At 67.6% G+C, this 16832-nt stretch carries 12 protein-coding genes; 2 read left to right on the top strand and 10 right to left on the bottom strand.

Annotated features, from left to right (window positions below; genetic code table 11):
* Positions 1-3 precede the first annotated feature (3 nt).
* The 9 genes from BMW87_RS10825 to BMW87_RS10785 all read right to left on the bottom strand — a co-directional run bounded on the left by BMW87_RS10825 (position 4) and on the right by BMW87_RS10785 (position 10402).
* A complete protein-coding gene (locus BMW87_RS10825; protein ID WP_093076222.1) occupies positions 4-1383 on the bottom strand; it encodes an FAD-binding oxidoreductase in 1380 nt (459 codons plus the stop codon).
* Entirely contained in the window at positions 1373-2260 is an 888-nt protein-coding gene (locus BMW87_RS10820; protein WP_177192756.1) for an ABC transporter permease, read from the bottom strand. The genes BMW87_RS10825 and BMW87_RS10820 overlap by 11 nt, the downstream gene beginning before the upstream one ends.
* Positions 2238-3038, bottom strand: a complete 801-nt coding sequence (locus tag BMW87_RS10815; protein ID WP_093055344.1) for an ABC transporter ATP-binding protein — start codon at positions 3036-3038, stop codon at positions 2238-2240. Before BMW87_RS10815 ends, BMW87_RS10820 begins: the two co-directional genes overlap by 23 nt.
* A 13-nt stretch (positions 3039-3051) precedes the next feature.
* The gene (locus tag BMW87_RS10810; protein ID WP_093076220.1) at positions 3052-3873 is read right to left on the bottom strand and encodes a creatininase family protein; all 822 of its coding nucleotides are present in this window, start codon (positions 3871-3873) and stop codon (positions 3052-3054) included.
* Positions 3874-4049: 176 nt separating this feature from the next.
* Positions 4050-6680 (bottom strand): autotransporter family protein, encoded by a 2631-nt coding sequence (locus BMW87_RS10805; protein ID WP_093076219.1) that lies wholly within the window; start codon positions 6678-6680, stop codon positions 4050-4052.
* Between the two features lie 157 nt (positions 6681-6837).
* Positions 6838-7044 (bottom strand): hypothetical protein, encoded by a 207-nt coding sequence (locus BMW87_RS10800; protein WP_218149749.1) that lies wholly within the window; start codon positions 7042-7044, stop codon positions 6838-6840.
* 93 nt (positions 7045-7137) lie between these two features.
* Complete coding sequence (locus BMW87_RS10795; RefSeq protein WP_093055350.1) at positions 7138-8763, bottom strand: MFS transporter; 1626 nt, start codon at positions 8761-8763, stop codon at positions 7138-7140.
* A 29-nt stretch (positions 8764-8792) separates the two neighbouring features.
* A complete protein-coding gene (locus BMW87_RS10790) occupies positions 8793-9563 on the bottom strand; it encodes an amino acid ABC transporter permease (RefSeq protein ID WP_093076217.1) in 771 nt (256 codons plus the stop codon).
* An 80-nt stretch (positions 9564-9643) separates the two neighbouring features.
* Positions 9644-10402 (bottom strand): basic amino acid ABC transporter substrate-binding protein, encoded by a 759-nt coding sequence (locus tag BMW87_RS10785; RefSeq protein WP_093055354.1) that lies wholly within the window; start codon positions 10400-10402, stop codon positions 9644-9646.
* A gap of 192 nt (positions 10403-10594) precedes the next feature.
* Between BMW87_RS10785 and BMW87_RS10780 the strand changes: the two genes are divergently transcribed.
* A complete protein-coding gene (locus BMW87_RS10780) occupies positions 10595-12271 on the top strand; it encodes a M28 family metallopeptidase (RefSeq protein WP_093076215.1) in 1677 nt (558 codons plus the stop codon).
* A 1-nt stretch (position 12272) separates the two neighbouring features.
* On the opposite strand, the gene BMW87_RS10775 is transcribed toward BMW87_RS10780, so the two are convergent.
* The gene (locus BMW87_RS10775) at positions 12273-12770 is read right to left on the bottom strand and encodes an Lrp/AsnC family transcriptional regulator (RefSeq protein ID WP_093076214.1); all 498 of its coding nucleotides are present in this window, start codon (positions 12768-12770) and stop codon (positions 12273-12275) included.
* Positions 12771-12948: 178 nt separating this feature from the next.
* Between BMW87_RS10775 and BMW87_RS10770 the strand changes: the two genes are divergently transcribed.
* Positions 12949-16560 carry an indolepyruvate ferredoxin oxidoreductase family protein gene (locus BMW87_RS10770; RefSeq protein WP_093076212.1) on the top strand — a complete coding sequence of 1204 codons (3612 nt, stop codon included), beginning with the start codon at positions 12949-12951 and terminating at the stop codon, positions 16558-16560.
* Positions 16561-16832 lie beyond the last annotated feature (272 nt).

Here is a 16832-nt window from a genome sequence, read left to right as displayed (position 1 = left end):
TTTTCAGCGTTCGGTAGCCATCTCTGGCGACCAGCCACGCGTCTTGCCGGGATTCATCAGCCCCATCGGATCGCTGCGCTTCTTGAATTCGATCTGCTGCGTGTCGATGGTCTTCATGCCGCCGTCCTCGATGGTGACGACGTGCGGGTTGAAGATCTGGCAGCCGCCCTGCGACTCGATCTCGCGGATCACTTCGTACTGGTGGGCCTCGCCCTTCCAGCGCACGAGCAGGATGCCGAAGGTGCCGCACTCGCCGTTGGCGCGCGCGAAGTCCTGGTGCTGCAGCACGTCGTCGCCGAAGATCTGCAGATGGCGCTCGACCACGGCCGGGTCGAAGGGCTGGGCGTAGGCCACCTGCAGATAGGTCCAGCCGCGGTCTGCCTTCAGCGCCTGCAGCGTCGTGTGGTTGAACGCGCACTCGTAGGCCGGGGGCAGGCCGTCGGCGAGCAGTTCGGCTTCGGTGCCGGCGACAGAGATCGTGCCGCCCTGCGCGTCGGCGAGCGCACGGAAGTCCGCCATCGAATCCGGCGAGACCATGGCGAACACGGCGTGCCGGTCGACAGGAAATCGGTCGCGCATGGCCGTGTAGTAGGGCGAGAAGCGTGCCTCCACTGTCGAGAGCAGGAAGATGTCGAGCGAAGGCGCCTGCGCCGCAATGCCGAAGTCGAGCGCGCCGCGATACGTCTCGAACAGCACCGTGCAGTGCACCCATTCGACGGCGGGGCTCAGCGCGACTTCCACGTCGAGGATCACGCCGTTGGTGCCATAGGCGTGGTGCACCTGCTGGATCTCGTCGCCGTGCAGTTCGATGATGCGCGGCTCGCGCTCCACCGTCATCACGCGTGCGCGCAGCAGGTTGCCGGGGTCGCGCAGGATGCCGTGGCGGAACGAGCCGATGCCGCCGAAGCCGCCCGCGATGAAGCCGCCGATGGACGCCACGTGCCAGGTCGAGGGCCACATGCGCAGCGCCTGGCCGGTCTCCCGCGCGGCGAGGTCGATGTCGTGCATGCGCGCGCCGGCCTCGACGCGGATGCGTCCGGGCTGGATGTCGAGCACGCGGCACATCTGCGTCACGTCGAGCACGATGCCGCCTTCGAGTGGCACGCACTGGCCGTAGTTGCCGGTGCCGCCGGCACGCACGGTGAGCGGCAGCTTCCATTTTGCGGCCACGGCGGCGGCCTGCCGCACGTCGTCTTCGGTGCTGACCTTGACGACGAGGTCGGCCACGCAGCCCGCGAGCTGCGCGGTGAGGATGGGGCTGTACCAGTAGAAGTCTTTCGACAGCTGCTTGCGCTGGGCCGGCGCGGTGATCAGGTTGAGGCCGCGCAGGTCGGCGCGCACGGCATCCCAGTCGACGGCAGGCACGATGGTCCTAGCGTTCACGGCGCATTTCGCTTTCGTGCCAATGCCCGAGCACCAGCCGCGACAAGGCCGCGAACACGATGAAGATCACGATGCCCAGCAACGACACCAGCAGCAGCGCCGCGAACATCATCGGAATCTCGGTGCGGAAACTCGATTCGAGAATGCGCGATGCAAGACCCGTTTCCTTGCCCGCCGTGCCGGCCGTGAACTCGGCCACCACCGCGCCGATCAGGCTCAGCCCGCCCGCGATTTTCAGGCCCGCCATGAAGTACGGCAGCGCGCTGGGCGCGAGCAGGTAGCGGAAGGTCTGCCACGGCGAGGCCTTGTAGAGCTGGAACAGGTCGCGAAGGTTGCTGTCCGCGCTTTTCAGGCCGATGACGGTGTTCGACAGGATCGGGAAGAAGGCCACGATCCACGCGCACAGCAGCAGCGCCGCCGTGGTGCTCGACACATAGATCAGGATCAGCGGCGCGATCGCGATGATCGGCGTCACCTGCAGGATCACCGCGATCGGGAACAGGCCGATCTCCACCCACTTGAACAGCGCGAATGCAATGGCCAGCAGCACGCCGCCGACGATGGCCGCGGCGAGCGCGAGCAGCGTGAGCTTCACCGTGAACCACAGCGCACTCGACAGCGAATCCCAGTTGTCGAACAGCGTGCGAAGAATGAGCGAGGGCGCGGGCAGGATGTAGTGCGGGATGTTGTTGGCGCGAACCGTCCATTCCCAGATGAGCAGCAGCAGCACGACGATGCCCGCGGGCACGACGATGCGCAGCAGCGACTCGCGCCGGCGCAGCCGGTCTTCGTGCGCGCGCAGCGATGCCTCGGAGGGCGCCGCATCCGCATTGGCATCCACGAGGGCGACGGGCTCAGTGATCGATGTCGAGGCCATGCAGGGCTCCGTGCAGGGATTGCGACACGGCAGTGCAGTGCGCGTTGTAGCGGCTCGATGTGCGGAATTCTTCGCCGCGCGGATAGGGTTCGTCGATGCGGATCTCGTCGATCACGCGGCCCGGGCGCGCCGCCATCACCACGATGCGGTTCGACAGGTACACCGACTCGTACACGCTGTGCGTGACGAACACGACCGAGAAGCGGTGTTCGCGCCAGATGGCCAGCAGGTCGTTGTTGAGCTTGATGCGCGTCATCTCGTCGAGCGCGGCAAAGGGCTCGTCCATCAGCAGCAGCCGCGGGTGCGTGACCAGTGCGCGCGCAATCGACACGCGCATCTTCATGCCGCCCGAGAGCTCGCGCGGGTACACGTCGGCAAAGCGCGAGAGGCCGACCATTTCAAGCACCTGCTGCACCACCGGCGCAGCCGCGTCACGGCTCATGCCCGCGAGCTTGAGTGGCAGCCAGACGTTGTCGAACACCTTGGCCCAGGGCATGAGCGTGGGCTCCTGGAACACGAAGCCCAGGTCGCGGTCGCTCTGCGTCTTTCCGGTGTTGGCACCCGACCAGTGCATGTCGCCCGAACTGAGGCGCGTGAGCCCCGCGATGAGGCGCAGCGCGGTGCTCTTGCCGCAGCCCGAGGGGCCCAGGAAGCTGATGAAGTCGTGCTCGCCGATGTCGAGCGTCATGCCCTGCAGCGCGAGCGTGCCGTTGGCGAAACGCTTGCTGACGTTGCGCAGGGTGACCAGCGGCGGGGTGGATGGCGTGGTGCTTTCCATGATGGCTGCGAGCCTAGCGCCAGGCGGGTTGGTTGGCGAGGCGCGACAGGGGGAAGCGGTCGACCTCGTGCAGCAGCTCGACGAAGCGGCGGCCCACGTGGTCGAGCACCGCCGCGCCCTTTTCGGCGGTGGCGCGCGTGGCGTCGCCGGCTGCGCCCGCGGGGTTGATGTCGTGCATCTGCCAGCCGAGCTTGCCGCTGGGGGTGATCGACAGGAACTTGTTCTCGGCGGCCAGCTGCTCCGTCATGGAGCTGAAGTTCTGGAACTGGTCCTTGCGGACGTAGTCGGGCGTGAGGTGCAGCATGACCGAGCTTTCGAGGTCGCCGGCGTGGATGCCGTGCCTGCCTTCGTGCGCGGTGAACAGGCCTTCGGGCAGGCCCAGCGTGTACCAGTTGGCGGCCACGACCATCATGTCGTGGGCTTCGCGCAGGTCGCGCGCCACGATGTCCATCACGCTCATCTGGCCGCCGTGGCTGTTGTAGAGCACCAGCTTGCGCACGCCTGCCTTGGCAACGCAGGCGCCGATGTCGGTCCACAGCGAGATCAGCGTGTTCGCCGACACGGTGAGCGTGCCCGGGTAGCGCGAGTGCTCGTTGCTCTTGCCATAGGGCACGGTGGGCAGGAACAGCACCGGCAGGTCGTCGGGCAGGTGCGGCAGCGTGGCGCGCACCATGCCGTCGATGGTGGCGGTGTCGGTCGACATCGGCAGGTGGGGGCCGTGCTGCTCGGTCGCGCCCACGGGCAACACGGCGATCAGCCGTTCACGGTCGAGGCGGGAGAACTCTTCACTGGTCAGGTCAGACCAGAAACGGCTGCGCAGTGGGGGCGGATTCATCGTGGTGTACCTCGTGGCGACGAACGGGATGATGGTCTAAATTATCCATGCGGTCAAAAAAGATCGGCTATCCGTGGATACCCGTTGATCTCTCATGACCGAGCTCATGCAAGCTGCATGCCATCAAATTTGCTCGAATGGTCAAAAATTGACCCCGAGCGCCCGCCGCCCGGGGTTCACCAGCGCAGGCGCAGCCCCACTTGCCCCTGCACGCCGGTCTGCTCGGTGATGCCGATGGCGCTGGTGTACGCCAGCCCGCCGTAAACCGCCAGCGTCTTGTTCACTTGGCCGACAACGCCGCCGCCGACTTCGAGCGCGCTCGAGTTACGGCGGTTGACGACCTGATCGGTCGGCCCGAAGTAGATCGCGTTGCTGCCGCTGAAGGTGTGCCACAGGTTGACCTTCAGGTAGGGCTTCCAGACGCCGCCGCCCGCGTCGAAGCGGCCTTCGAGCCGCGCGCCCAGCCGGCCGGTGACGGCGTTGTCGCGCTGGAAGCGCACGGTGGAAAGGCCGTCGTCGAAATCGTCGATCGAGCTGCGCTGCCAGATCAGCTGCGCCTGTGGCTGCAGCGTCACGGTGTCGCTCAGGGCAAACGGATAGCCCGCTTCCAGCGATGCGGTGATCGTCTTGCCGTGCGGCCTGCCGCCGCGGTCGAGCGTGGAAATCGCGTCGGTCTTGAAGCGGGTGGCCATGAGCACGGCGTCGCTGTACCAGCCGCTGTTCGCGATACGGGTCCAGTACGCGCCGAGGCTGTAGCCCTCCACGCTCAGCCGGCCGGCCGCCTCGTTGGTGGCCCCGTCGGCGACGCCGCTCGCGCTGCCGCTGGCGCGCGTGTAGCCACCCAGCACGCCGACGCGGTTGCGTCCGCCGGCGGCGTCGGTGCCCACCAGGAAGTCGTGGCCGAGCTGCAGGCCGTGGACGTTGCCGTCGAACTGCGGATTCGCATCGCCGCGCAGGCGCTGCCGCGTGCTCTCGCCGAACACGCGGCCCCACGAGGCCTGCCGGCCTTCGCTGTCCCCGTCGCCGGCCAGCAATTGCTGGTCACCCTGCCGGTCGTGGAAGCTGCCCAGCTGCGCGAGCCCGAGGCGGCGCACCGCGATCGGCAGGGCGCTGTAGAGCGGGACCTCGGGCCGGTAGAGCTTGACCGGCTCCACCGACATGGCGGCTGGCGGCGCGCCGGGCACCGGCGGCGTTTCGTTGAGGACCGCGAGCGCTTCTGTCAGCGAGCCCACCACGGTGCCGCCGACCAGGTAGCCGTTGTTGCGCAGGTACCAGTTGTCGGGGTTGTTGCCGGCCGCGCCGCCTCGGAACAGCCGGTAGTTGTAGGCGCCGGCCTCGACCGCCTGGGTCAGCGAGAACGCGGTGGGGGCCGTGGTGGCGCCGTTGAGTGCCTGCACCACCAGGATGCCGTCGGCCAGCGTGGGCGCGCCCAGGCCGCCGCGGTTGACCACGCGGATGCCGGTGCTGCCCGATGCCGCGCCGCCGTCGATCACCAGCTTGTCCGAGGGCGAGTTGTCGCCCGCCAGCACGGTGTTGACCTGCATCAGCGCGCCGCTGCCGCCGAAGTAGTTGCCGCGCACGGTGAAGGCCCCGAAGTTCACGCCGTCGTTAGGCCCGGGCAGCAGCGTGCCCTGGTTGGTCACGTTGCCCGCGAAGGTGCCGGTGCCGGCCACCGTTGTGCCGGGGAGCACCGTGATGACGGGGCTCGTCAGTGTCGCGGGGAGGTTGAAGCGGCCGGACTCCACCCGTATCGAGTCGGAGAAATTCGCGTCGGTCAGCCACGACCATTCGGTGCCGCGCATCGTCAGGTTCTGGAAATTGCGGAACGTGTTGTCCACCGTGCCGCTGCCTTCGAGGAAGGTGCTGGCAGTTTTTCCGACGCCGCCGTCGGCGCCGCCACGGATGACCGAGCCGGTCTGCAATATCAGCGTGCCGTTGCCCAGCGCGCCCATGTAGATCGCGTCGGTGTTGGCGGCGCCGCCGTGTCCTTCGATGGTGCCGGCGTTGACCAGCACGTCGTTGCCGTTCTGGCCGCGATAGCCGTAGCCGTTGGCGCTGGACAGCGTGCCACCGGCCCGGTTTTCCACGCGCGAGAAGAAGCTGGAGCCGAGCGTGTTCGCATGCACCGCGTCGGCGCCGCCCGCGGGCGAGTTGGCACCGGTGGTGGTGATGGTGCCGGTGTTCACCAGCAGGTTGGCGACGAGGTTGCCGCCCTGCAGGTAGACGCCCTTGGCCGAGGTGCCGCTGGTATTGATGGTGCCGTTGTTGATCACCGTGTTGCCCGGGCCCAGCATGGAGACGCCGTGCGAGCTGCCGCCCGTGGTGCTGATGCTGCCGTTGTTGGTAATGACCGTGCGCGTGCTGCTGTTCGACGTCACCAGGATGCCGGAGGTGCTGCTGCTCGTCGTGCGGATGGCGCCGTTGTTGGTCAGGGTGTTGTCATTGCCCGTGGCGACCATCGCCGCGCGGGCAGAACCCGAGCCGCCCGAGACGGTGATGGTGCCGTTGTTCGTGATGGTGCTGGCATCGCGCACCAGCAGGACCTGCGTGGCATTGGTGCTGAGCGTGGCGCCGTTGTTCACGGTGATGCCGACGCCGGTGCTGCCCGGCGTGGCGATCACGCTGGCCGAGCCGGTCGTTGCGCCGTCGCAGACCACGGAGGTGTTCGAGCCCGGCGTGGCGGTTGGCGCGCAGGCGGCATAGGCGCCATCGGCGGCCAGCGTGGCGAGCGTTGCCGCAAGGCAGCGAGCAAGAGGGGAAGGGGAAGGAAGGTGACGCGGAATCCGATGCGATCGCGCGATGCTCATGCTTGCTCCTTTGTTCTTGGTTGTCTCTCGTGCACGACCCTGGGCTGGGCGGTCGTTTGGCCATTTGCCAAGACATTTGGCACGATTAACAATCAAGAAACAATCGAGCGAATGTTTGCATGTTGCTGTAGTGAGACGGCGCGGGCGCCGGTGTCTTTCAGGCCGCCACGGTCTGCGTCTTGCGGCGCGGCCACGGAATGAGCAGGCATGCGCCGAGCAGCGTGACAACGCCCACCAGGCCGCAAAACAGGGTCACGGAAAAGCGCGGGACGACGGTGCCCAGCGCGAACGAGACCGAGAAGATGCCCAGGTTGAGCAGGCTCGCGTGGTACGAGTTGATGGTGCCCCGGCAGCGCTCAGCCAAGCATGGCGCCCATCATCGGGCCGGCGAGCACCTCCGCCGAACCGATGAGGAAGAGGCAGCCGAAGAGCGTTGCGATCTGCGAGGTTTTCATGCTCATCGCCGCACCACATAGCGCGTGACCACGGGCGGCGATTCGCCGAGGTGAAAGGCCAGCCGCCGCTCGCGCAATGCCATGTCGCTGGCCGTCGCGCGGTTGAAGCGGCGCAGGTGGTCGGTCCACGACTCGTCGACGATCTGCTCCACGTAGCGCTCCGGCTGCGCGATGTCGTGCAGCAGCTCCCAGCCGATGGCGCCTTGGCTCAAGCGCGCGCGGCGGGTCTGCTGCATCACGAGGTGGAAGGCCGCGGCGCGGGCCGGGTCGATCATGAATTCGACGGTGATGACCACGCGGCCGTCTTCCTGCGGCGCCTCGGTCGGCGGGCCGGCGGCCCAGCCGGCCTGCGCGGGGCTGGTGTCGTCCTCGCCGCTGACGTCGGTCACCCAGCGCAGGGCCATGAGCATCAGCAGCGTGCCGCTGATGGCGGCGACGGAAAGGCTGGCGACCAGCGAGGTGACCGTGGCCACCTGCCCCCAGATTGCCGCGCCGATCGCGCTCGCGCCCATGATCGCCATCTGGTACATCGACATGCCGCGCGCGCGCACCCAGTCGGGCAGTGCGAGCTGGGCCGACACCGACAGCGAATTGGCCACCGTGATCCACGCCATGCCGCCGAAGAACATCGCCGGCACCGCGACCCAAGCGTTGGGCGCGAAAGCCATCACGGCCGTGGCGCCCGACTGCAGCAGCGTGCCGCGCAGCACCAGCTGGTCGCGCCCCAGCGCCTGGCGCAGCCGCGGCAGGAACAGCACCGCGATGATCGCGCCCGCGCCCATGGCGGCCAGCAGCAGCGTGAAGGTGCCCGCGCCGCCGCCCTGGAGGTTGCGCGCCAGCAGCGGCAGCAGCGCCAGCAGTGCGGTCGAGTGAAAGAAGAAGATAGAGATGCGCGTGAGCACCGCGCGCATGCGCTGCGACTGCCGCACGAACTGCACGCCCACGCGCATCGCGCTGATGAGCTTCTCGCGGCCCAGCGGGTTGGGCGTGTGCTCGCGCCGCCAGCGCAGCACCACGAAGCCCGAGGCCACCGACAACACCGCGTTCAGCGCAAAGACCCAGATGCTGCCCGCGCTCGCGATCAGCATGCCGGCTGTGAGCGGGCCGACGATGCGCGAGGCGTTCATCGCGATGCCGTTCAGGCCGAGCGCGGCCGGCAGCTGCGGCCGCGGCACCAGCTCGGGCACGATGGCCGCGAACACCGGCCAGCGCAGCGCCAGGCCGATGCCGTTGGCAAACGTGAGCGCCAGCAGCAGCGGCGCGGTCATGAGGTCGAGCGCCAGCGCGGCGCACAGCACGATGGCGGTGCCGGCCAGCCAGAACTGCGTGGCCACCAGCCAGCGCCGGCGGTCGAGGATGTCGGCCAGCGCGCCGCTGGGCAGGCCCAGCAGGAAAACCGGCAGCGTGGAGGCCGACTGCACCAGCGCCACCCAGATGGGCGAGGTGGTCAGCGAGGTCATCATCCACGCGGCGGCCACGTCGTTCATCCACATGCAGATGTTGGCGACGAGCCATGTGCTCCACAGCATGCGGAACACGGGGAGCTTGAGGGGCTCGAGGGCCGCGAGCTTCGTTGGCTGCGGCCGCGCGGGCGGGATCGGTGTCTCTTCGGGGGATATGGGCGGCATGTGCCGCTATTGTGGCGCGGCCTCTTCTCTCAACCCCTGTCGCTGCGTGCCAGGCGGTGTTCGAGGCGGCGCAGCATCGTCGTGAGCACCAGCGTCATCACCCAGTAGATGACCGAGATCGCGAGGTACGGCTCCCAGTAGCGCGCATAGGCGCCGGCCACGGTGCGCGCGGCATAGGCCAGCTCGGCCAGGCCGATGGCGGAGACCAGCGAGGTGTCCTTCAGCAGCGCGATGGCGTTGTTCCCCAGCGGCGGCAGCATGCGGCGGAAGGCCTGCGGCAGCACCACGTAGCGCATCACCTGCGCGGGCGAAAAGCCGATCGAGCGGCCGGCATCGAACTGCCCGCGCGAGATCGACTGGATGCCCGCGCGGAACACTTCGGAGATGTAGGCGGCCGAGTTGAGCGTGAGCGCCACCACGCCCGAGATGAGCGCGCCGTGCTCCTGCTTGAGCGTGCGCGCGAGTTCGCCGTCGATCAGGATGCCCGAGGTCGGGTGGATGAACACCGGCATCACCGCGAAGTGGATCAGCAGGATCTGCACGAACAGCGGCGTGCCGCGAAAGAAGCTCACGTACACCGTGGCCGGCCAGCGCAGGAAGAAACGCGCCACCCAGGTCCACGGCGCATGGCGCGGGTGCGCCAGGCGTGCGAGCGCAAGGCACAGTCCCCAGCTGGAGCCCAGCAGCACGCAGACCACCGTCATGCGCAGCGTCATCCAGGCGCCCTGCCAGAACAGGTCTTTGTATTCCACCAGGATGTCCCAGCGGAACCATCCGAAAAGCAGCACTGGTTGTTCCATGCTTGCGTCCTCAACTCTCAGTCAACGAAAAACGAAACGGCCGCGTGAGGGCGGCCGTGTTCAGGGAAATGCCGTGCGGCTCAGCGCACGTTCGGGTCCTTGTTGAACCACTTCTTGTAGATCGTCACGTAGCTGCCGTCGGCGCGAATGGCCGCGAGGCCGGCCGTGAGCTTGTCGAGCAGGGGCTTGTCGCCCTTCTTCACGACGATGCCGAAGCCTTCTTCGGGGAAGGACTTGTCGTCCAGCGTCTTCAGCTCGGGGTTCTGCGCCACGCGGTAGGCAATCACGCCGTTGTCGCCCATGGCTGCATCGACGCCGCCGCCGGCCAGCTCGGAAATGATGAGCGGCGTGCTCTCGAAGCGGCGGATGTCGGGGTTGGTCTTGCCGAATTCGCGCGAGGCGATGTCGTCGGCGGTGGAGGCGCTGACCACGGCGATCTTCTTGCCGGCCAGGTCCTTCAGCGAGGCGACCTTGCTGTTCTTCGGCAGCGCGATCAGCTGGCGGGCCGCGAAGTAGGGAGGCGTGAAGTCGTAGCTCTGCTTGCGCTTCTCGTTGATGGTGACGCCCGAGATCACGAGGTCGACGTCGCCGTTGTTCAGCGCGCCGAAGATGCCGGTGAAGGGCGTGTTGACGATCTTGATCTTCAGGCCCTGCTGCTTGGCGATGGCGTTGATGATGTCGATGTCGAAGCCGACGATCTGCTTGTCCTTGTTCTCGAAGGCGAAGGGCGCGTAGGTGGCGCTGGAGGCCACCGTCAGTTCGCGGTTCTGGGCCTGGGCGCCAAGGGCGAGCGTGGCGGCAGCGAGGCCGAGGGCCAGGGCGCGGCGGAGTGGATTCATTCGGGGTCCTTGCTTTTTCGCCGTCCGGCGGGAGGTGGTGGGCGGGGATTTTAGGCTGTCGCTATCGGCCGCCCCCGGGGCGCTCCCCGCAGTGCGGGGCTAACTAAGGTTCTCCGGGAGAGATGAAGGGCATCGGGGAGCGAACGTGGCCTGCTGACTAGTATCCGGAGCTTTCCGGTTCAGGAGCCTTGCATGACGACCTCGCGGCTTGCTTTTCTTCTCTGTGGCATCGGCCTCACATGCAGCGCTGCGAGCGCGCTGGCGGCTGATCCTCCGGCGCCGCGCTTCGATCCGCAGCGCCTGTCGCAGATCGTGAAGACGGTTTCCGGCGACGACTTCGAAGGCCGCGCGCCGGCTACGCCAGCGGAGGCCAAGACGGTCGACTATCTCGTGGCCCAGTTCAAGGCCGCGGGCCTCGCACCCGGCGGCGATCTCGAAGGCGGCCGGCGCGGCTGGACGCAGTCGGTGCCGCTGGTGAAGACCGAGTTCCGCGGTACGCCGCAGATCACGCTGCAGGTGGGCACGCAGCGAGACGCGCTGGCGCAGGGCGAGCAGATCGCGGTGCGCGCGGCGCTCGACGGCTCGACCGCGGTGTCGATCCAGCAGGCGCCGCTGGTCTTCGTGGGCTATGGCGTGAGTGCGCCCGAGCGGCGCTGGGACGACTACAAGGGCGTCGACCTGAAGGGCAAGATCGCCGTGGTGCTGGTGAACGACCCCGACTTCGAGACCGGCAGCGGCGACTTCGGCGGCAAGGCCATGACCTACTACGGCCGCTGGACCTACAAGTTCGAGGAGGCCGCGCGCCGCGGCGCGCTGGGCGTGCTGATCGTCCACGAGACAGCGCCTGCCGCCTACGGCTGGGCCACGGTCAAGAACTCCAACACCGCGACCATGCTCGACATCGAGCGCGAGCAACCCGCGTCGGTGCACCCGAAGCTGGAGGGCTGGATACAGCGCGACGTGGCGGTCGACCTGCTGCGCCGCGCGGGGCTGGACTTCGAGGTGCAGAAGAAGCTCGCGCAGACGCGCGAGTTCCAGCCGCAGCCGCTGAAGGACGCGAGCCTGTCGGCCGAGTACGCGATCGACCGGCAGGTGATCGTCTCGAAGAACGTGGTGGGCCGCGTCGAGGGCCGCAAGCGGCCGGGCGAGACGGTGATCTACAGCGCCCACTGGGACCACCTGGGCGTGGGCGCGCCCGATGCCAGGGGCGACAAGATCTACAACGGCGCGGTCGACAACGGCACGGGGCTGGCCGCGCTGATCGAGATGGGCCGCGCCTTCGCGAGCGCCCCCAGGAAGCCCGAGCGCTCCGTCGTCTTCCTGGCCGTGACGGCCGAGGAGCGCGGCCTGCTCGGCTCCGAGTACTACGGCGCCAAACCGCTGTATCCGCTGGCGCGGACCGTGGCTGTCATCAACATGGATGCGCTCGGCCCGGAAGGCCCGGCGCGCAATTTCAGCACCTCGGGCAGCGCGGCCTCGCAATTGCAGGATCTGCTGGTCGAGCAGGCCAAGGGCTTCGGCCTGGCCTATGCGCCGGACCCGCACCCCGAAGCCGGCTATTTCTTCCGCTCGGACCATTTCTCGTTTGCCAAGCGCGGTGTGCCGGCCTTGTCCTTCGCCTCCGGCAACGACCTGGTGGAAGGCGGCCTCGCGGCCGGCGAAGCGGCCAGCAAGGCCTACACCGCCGAGCGCTACCACCAGCCGGCCGACGAATGGCGCGCCGACTGGTCCTTCACCGGCATGGCGCACGACCTGCCGCTGCTCTATCGCGTGGGCGAGACGCTGGCCAACAGCCGCCGCTGGCCGGAGTGGGGGCAGGGGTCGGAATTCCGCGCGATCCGCGAGGCCAGCCGAGGGGAGCGGCGCTGACCTAGGACGCGCGCGTCCGAGCGGAACCGCCGAGATGGCCCAGCGGCAGCGCGCTGCTGGCCTTCACCTCGCCCAGCGAGAAGCTGGTGTGCAGGTCCTTCACGTTCGGCAGGTTCATCAGGTGCTGGCGCGCGAAGGCCGAGAAGCTGTCGAGGTCCTGCGCCACCACCTGCAGCTCGAAGGTGCCGGTGCCGCTGATGTAGTGGCAGGCGATCACGTCGGGCAGCTTGCGGATCGCGTCTTCCAGCCGGCGGGTGGCCTCGTGGGTGACGCGCTCGGTATCGACCCGCACGAAGGCGAGCACGCCCAGGCCGATCTTGTGGCGGTCGATTTCGGCGTGATAGCCCTTGATGAAGCCGGCCTCTTCCAGCGCGCGCACCCGGCGCCAGCAGGGCGCGGCCGAGAGGCCCACGCGCTGCGCAAGCTCGGCATTCGTGAGGCGGCCGTCGGCCTGCAGTTCTTGCAGGATTGCGAGGTCGAACTTGTCAATGCTTTCCATGGATGGCAATCTTAAGCAAGATTCTTTCTGGAAGCGGGTTTTTCAGGGCAAAGAACGCAAACACCTGTCGCGGACCCCGGCATACACTTTGCACGATCATGGGCTCGTGCCCTACCCGGGCACAGACCCACAGTAATCAGCCAGGCTCACAAGGCCCTGCCATACGGAGACAAAGAACATGAATGCACCGCTACCTGCGCACATTCGCAAGGCCCTGGAGACCGTCACGCTCGACGACAAATACTCTCTGGACTACGGCCGTGCCTTCATGAGCGGCGTCCAGGCCCTCGTCAAGCTGCCCATGCTGCAGCGCCTGCGCGACCAGCAGGCCGGCAAGAACACCGCCGGCTTCATCAGCGGCTATCGCGGCTCCCCGCTCGGCGGCTACGACCAGGCGCTGTGGAAGGCCAGCAAGTTCCTCAAGGAACAGAACATCGTCTTCCAGCCCGGCGTGAACGAAGAGCTGGCCGCCACCGCGCTGTGGGGCACCCAGCAGCTGGGCTTCTCCCCGCAGGGCACCAACAAGTTCGACGGCGTCTTCGGCATCTGGTACGGCAAGGGCCCGGGCGTGGACCGCTGCTCCGACGTGTTCAAGCACGCCAACATGGCCGGCACCACCGAGTTCGGCGGCGTGATCGCTGTGGCGGGCGACGACCACATCTCCAAGAGCAGCACGGCCGCGCATCAGAGCGACCACATCTTCAAGGCCTGCGGCACGCCGGTGTTCTTCCCGGCGAACGTGCAGGAAATTCTCGACCTGGGCATCCACGCCTTCGCGCTGAGCCGCTTCTCGGGCGTGTGGTCGGGCATGAAGACGATCCAGGAAATCGTCGAGTCCAGCGCCACGGCCATGATCGACCCCGAGCGCGTCGAGATCGTCATTCCCACCGACTTCGAAATGCCGCCCGGCGGCCTGCACATCCGCTGGCCCGACCATGCGCTGGAGCAGGAAGCCCGGCTCATGCACTACAAGTGGTACGCCGCGCTGGCCTACATCCGCGCCAACCGGCTGAACCACAACGTCATTCAGGGCCCGAACGACCGCTTCGGCATCATGGCCAGCGGCAAGGCCTACAACGACACCCGCCAGGCGCTGATCGACCTGGGCCTGGACGACGCGGCCTGCCGCCAGCTCGGCATTCGCCTGCACAAGGTGGGCGTGGTGTGGCCGCTGGAAGCGCAGCTCACGCGCGAATTCGCCACCGGCCTGCAAGAGATCCTGGTGGTCGAGGAGAAGCGCCAGGTCATCGAATACCAGCTCAAGGAAGAGCTCTACAACTGGCGCCCCGACGTGCGGCCCAACGTGGTCGGCAAGTTCGACGAGGGCGAGGTGCATGCGGCCGAGGGCTACTCGGGCGGTGAATGGTCGATGCCCAACCCGACCTCCCACACGCTGCTGCGCGCCAACGCCGACCTGAACCCCGCGCTCATCGCCAAGGCCATCGCCACGCGCCTCAGGAAGACCGGCCTGCTGGCCGCCGCCGGTGCGGACATGGCCGCGCGCATCGACGCGCAGCTCGCCATCCTCGAAGCCAAGGAGCGTTCGATGGTGGTGCAGCAGGCTTCCACCAGCGTGGTCGACGCCACGCGCCAGCCCTGGTTCTGCTCGGGCTGCCCGCACAACACCAGCACCGTGGTGCCCGAAGGCTCGCGCGCGATGGGCGGCATCGGCTGCCACTTCATGGCGACCTGGATGGACCGCTCCACCATCGGCTTCACGCAGATGGGCGGCGAGGGCGTGCCATGGGTGGGCCAGCAGCCCTTCACGACCGACCAGCACATCTTCGCGAACCTGGGCGACGGCACGTACTTCCATAGCGGCCTGCTCGCCATTCGCCAGAGCATCGCGGCGGGCGTGAACATCACCTACAAGATCCTCTACAACGACGCGGTCGCCATGACGGGCGGCCAGCAGGTCGGCGAACGGCCCGAAGGCCACTCGGTGCTGCAGATTGCCGAGAGCCTGCATGCCGAGGGCGCCAAGAAGGTCGTCATCGTCACCGACGAGCCCGAGAAGTACGAGGGCGTGAACATCCCCGGCGACCACGTGCAGGTCAAGCACCGCGACCTGCTCGACGACGTGCAGCGCGAGTTCCGCAAGATCCCCGGCACCACGGCCATCATCTACGACCAGACCTGCGCCACCGAGAAGCGCCGCCGCCGCAAGCGGGGCACAGCCGTCGACCCGGCCAAGCGCGTGGTCATCAACGAGCTGGTCTGCGAAGGCTGCGGCGACTGCAGCGTGCAGAGCAACTGCCTGAGCGTGGAGCCGCTGGAGACCGAATTCGGCCGCAAGCGCACCATCAACCAGAGCAGCTGCAACAAGGACATGAGCTGCCTGAAGGGCTTCTGCCCGAGCTTCGTGACGGTCGAAGGCGGCCAGCTCATGAAGAAGGGCAAGAACAAGGCGGCCACGCCGGCCGAGTTCGGCCTGCTGCCCGAGCCCGCGATTCCGTCGCTGGTGGGCGGCAAGGTCTGGGGCGTGGTGGTGGCGGGCGTTGGTGGCACCGGCGTGATCACCATCGGCCAGCTGCTGGGCATGGCCGCGCACATCGAGGCCAAGGGCATCGTCACGCAGGACGCGGCCGGCCTTGCGCAAAAGGGCGGCGCCACCTGGAGCCACGTGCTCATCGGCGACACGCAGGACGACATCCGCACCACGCGCGTGGGCACCGCGGCGGCCGACCTGATCCTGGCCTGCGATCCGCTGGTCACGGTGAATGCCGAAACCATGGCGCGCATGCGCGAAGGGCGCACGCACGTGGCGCTCAACAGCCACAGCGCACCGACGGCCGCCTTCGTGCGCAACGCCAACTGGCAGAACCCCGAAGACGCCTGCGCAGCCGAGATCGCGCGCGCCGTGGGCATCGACGGCATGGGCACCTTCGACGCCGACGCCGCCGCGACCACGCTGATGGGCGACACCATCTACGTCAACCCGATGATCCTGGGCTACGCCTGGCAGAAGGGCTGGATCCCGCTGGAGCACGAGTCGCTGATGCGCGCCATCGAGCTGAACGCCGTGGCGGTCGAGAACAACAAGACGGCGTTCGAATGGGGCCGCCAGGCAGCGGTGCGCCCCGAAGAACTGCAAAAGCGCGTGCGCCCTGGCCAGGTCATCGAGTTCAAGAAGCGCGAGTCGGTCGAGGCCATCGTGGCGCGCCGCGTGGAGTTCTTGACCGGTTACCAGAACGCGGCCTATGCCGACGAATACAGGCAGTTCGTGGGCAAGGTGCAGCAGGCCGAGTCGGCCACCGGCAAGAGCACGGCGCTGACCGAGGCGGTCGCGCGCTACCTGTTCAAGCTGATGGCATACAAGGACGAGTACGAAGTCGCCCGCCTGCACACCGACCGCACTTTCCTCGACCGCGTCGAGGGCATGTTCGAAGGTGACTACAAGCTCAACTACCACCTGGCTCCGCCGATCATCGCGAAGAAGAACTCCAAGGGGCAGCTGCAGAAGCAGAAGTTCGGCCCCTGGATGCTCACTGGCTTCAGGTTCCTCGCGAAGCTCAAGGGCCTGCGCGGCACGGCGCTCGACATCTTCGGCCGCACCGAAGAGCGCAAGACCGAGCGCGCGCTGATCGGCGAATACCGCGCCAGCATCGAGGAAGTGATCGGCGCCCTGCGCGCCGACAACCACGCGCTGGCGCTGGAGATCGCCAGCCTGCCCGAGCAGATCCGCGGCTACGGCCACGTGAAGGATCGCAACCTGGCAGCGGCCCGCACCCGCTGGAGCGAACTGATGGCCAAGTGGCGCAACCCGCAGGCGCAGCGCGTGGCGGCCTGATTTTCAGGGCTGATTGATCATGCAAAGGGCGCCCATGGGCGCCCTTTGCTATTGAAAACGTAGCAAAACACGATCAGCCCGAATAGCAGGAAAGCCCTCCCCACCGCGCCGGATAAGCGCCCGGAGCGGCTATCCGCCCCGAATACAATGCCCGGTGCTGTGCGCGGCCAAGCCCCGCCAAGCTTTGATTTGCGGCCCGTTTCCCTTGTGGCCGCGAAGCCGCGAAAGAGGCGGAATGACGGACCCCGGTCCGCGCTCCTCTCGTTTTCTCT

Source organism: Variovorax sp. OV084 (assembly GCF_900111625.1).
Lineage (GTDB): Bacteria > Pseudomonadota > Gammaproteobacteria > Burkholderiales > Burkholderiaceae_C > Variovorax.
The sequence above is the reverse complement of the archived record's forward strand: the minus strand, read 5'-3'. Positions and strand labels throughout refer to the sequence as shown.

Coding starts and splice junctions, on each gene's coding strand:
- BMW87_RS10820 (WP_177192756.1), bottom strand. CDS start 2,260: ATGGCCTCGACATCGATCACTGAGCCCGTCGCCCTCGTGGATGCCAAT.
- BMW87_RS10815 (WP_093055344.1), bottom strand. CDS start 3,038: ATGGAAAGCACCACGCCATCCACCCCGCCGCTGGTCACCCTGCGCAAC.
- BMW87_RS10810 (WP_093076220.1), bottom strand. CDS start 3,873: ATGAATCCGCCCCCACTGCGCAGCCGTTTCTGGTCTGACCTGACCAGT.
- BMW87_RS10805 (WP_093076219.1), bottom strand. CDS start 6,680: ATGAGCATCGCGCGATCGCATCGGATTCCGCGTCACCTTCCTTCCCCT.
- BMW87_RS10795 (WP_093055350.1), bottom strand. CDS start 8,763: ATGCCGCCCATATCCCCCGAAGAGACACCGATCCCGCCCGCGCGGCCG.
- BMW87_RS10790 (WP_093076217.1), bottom strand. CDS start 9,563: ATGGAACAACCAGTGCTGCTTTTCGGATGGTTCCGCTGGGACATCCTG.
- BMW87_RS10785 (WP_093055354.1), bottom strand. CDS start 10,402: ATGAATCCACTCCGCCGCGCCCTGGCCCTCGGCCTCGCTGCCGCCACG.
- BMW87_RS10780 (WP_093076215.1), top strand. CDS start 10,595: ATGACGACCTCGCGGCTTGCTTTTCTTCTCTGTGGCATCGGCCTCACA.
- BMW87_RS10775 (WP_093076214.1), bottom strand. CDS start 12,770: ATGGAAAGCATTGACAAGTTCGACCTCGCAATCCTGCAAGAACTGCAG.
- BMW87_RS10770 (WP_093076212.1), top strand. CDS start 12,949: ATGAATGCACCGCTACCTGCGCACATTCGCAAGGCCCTGGAGACCGTC.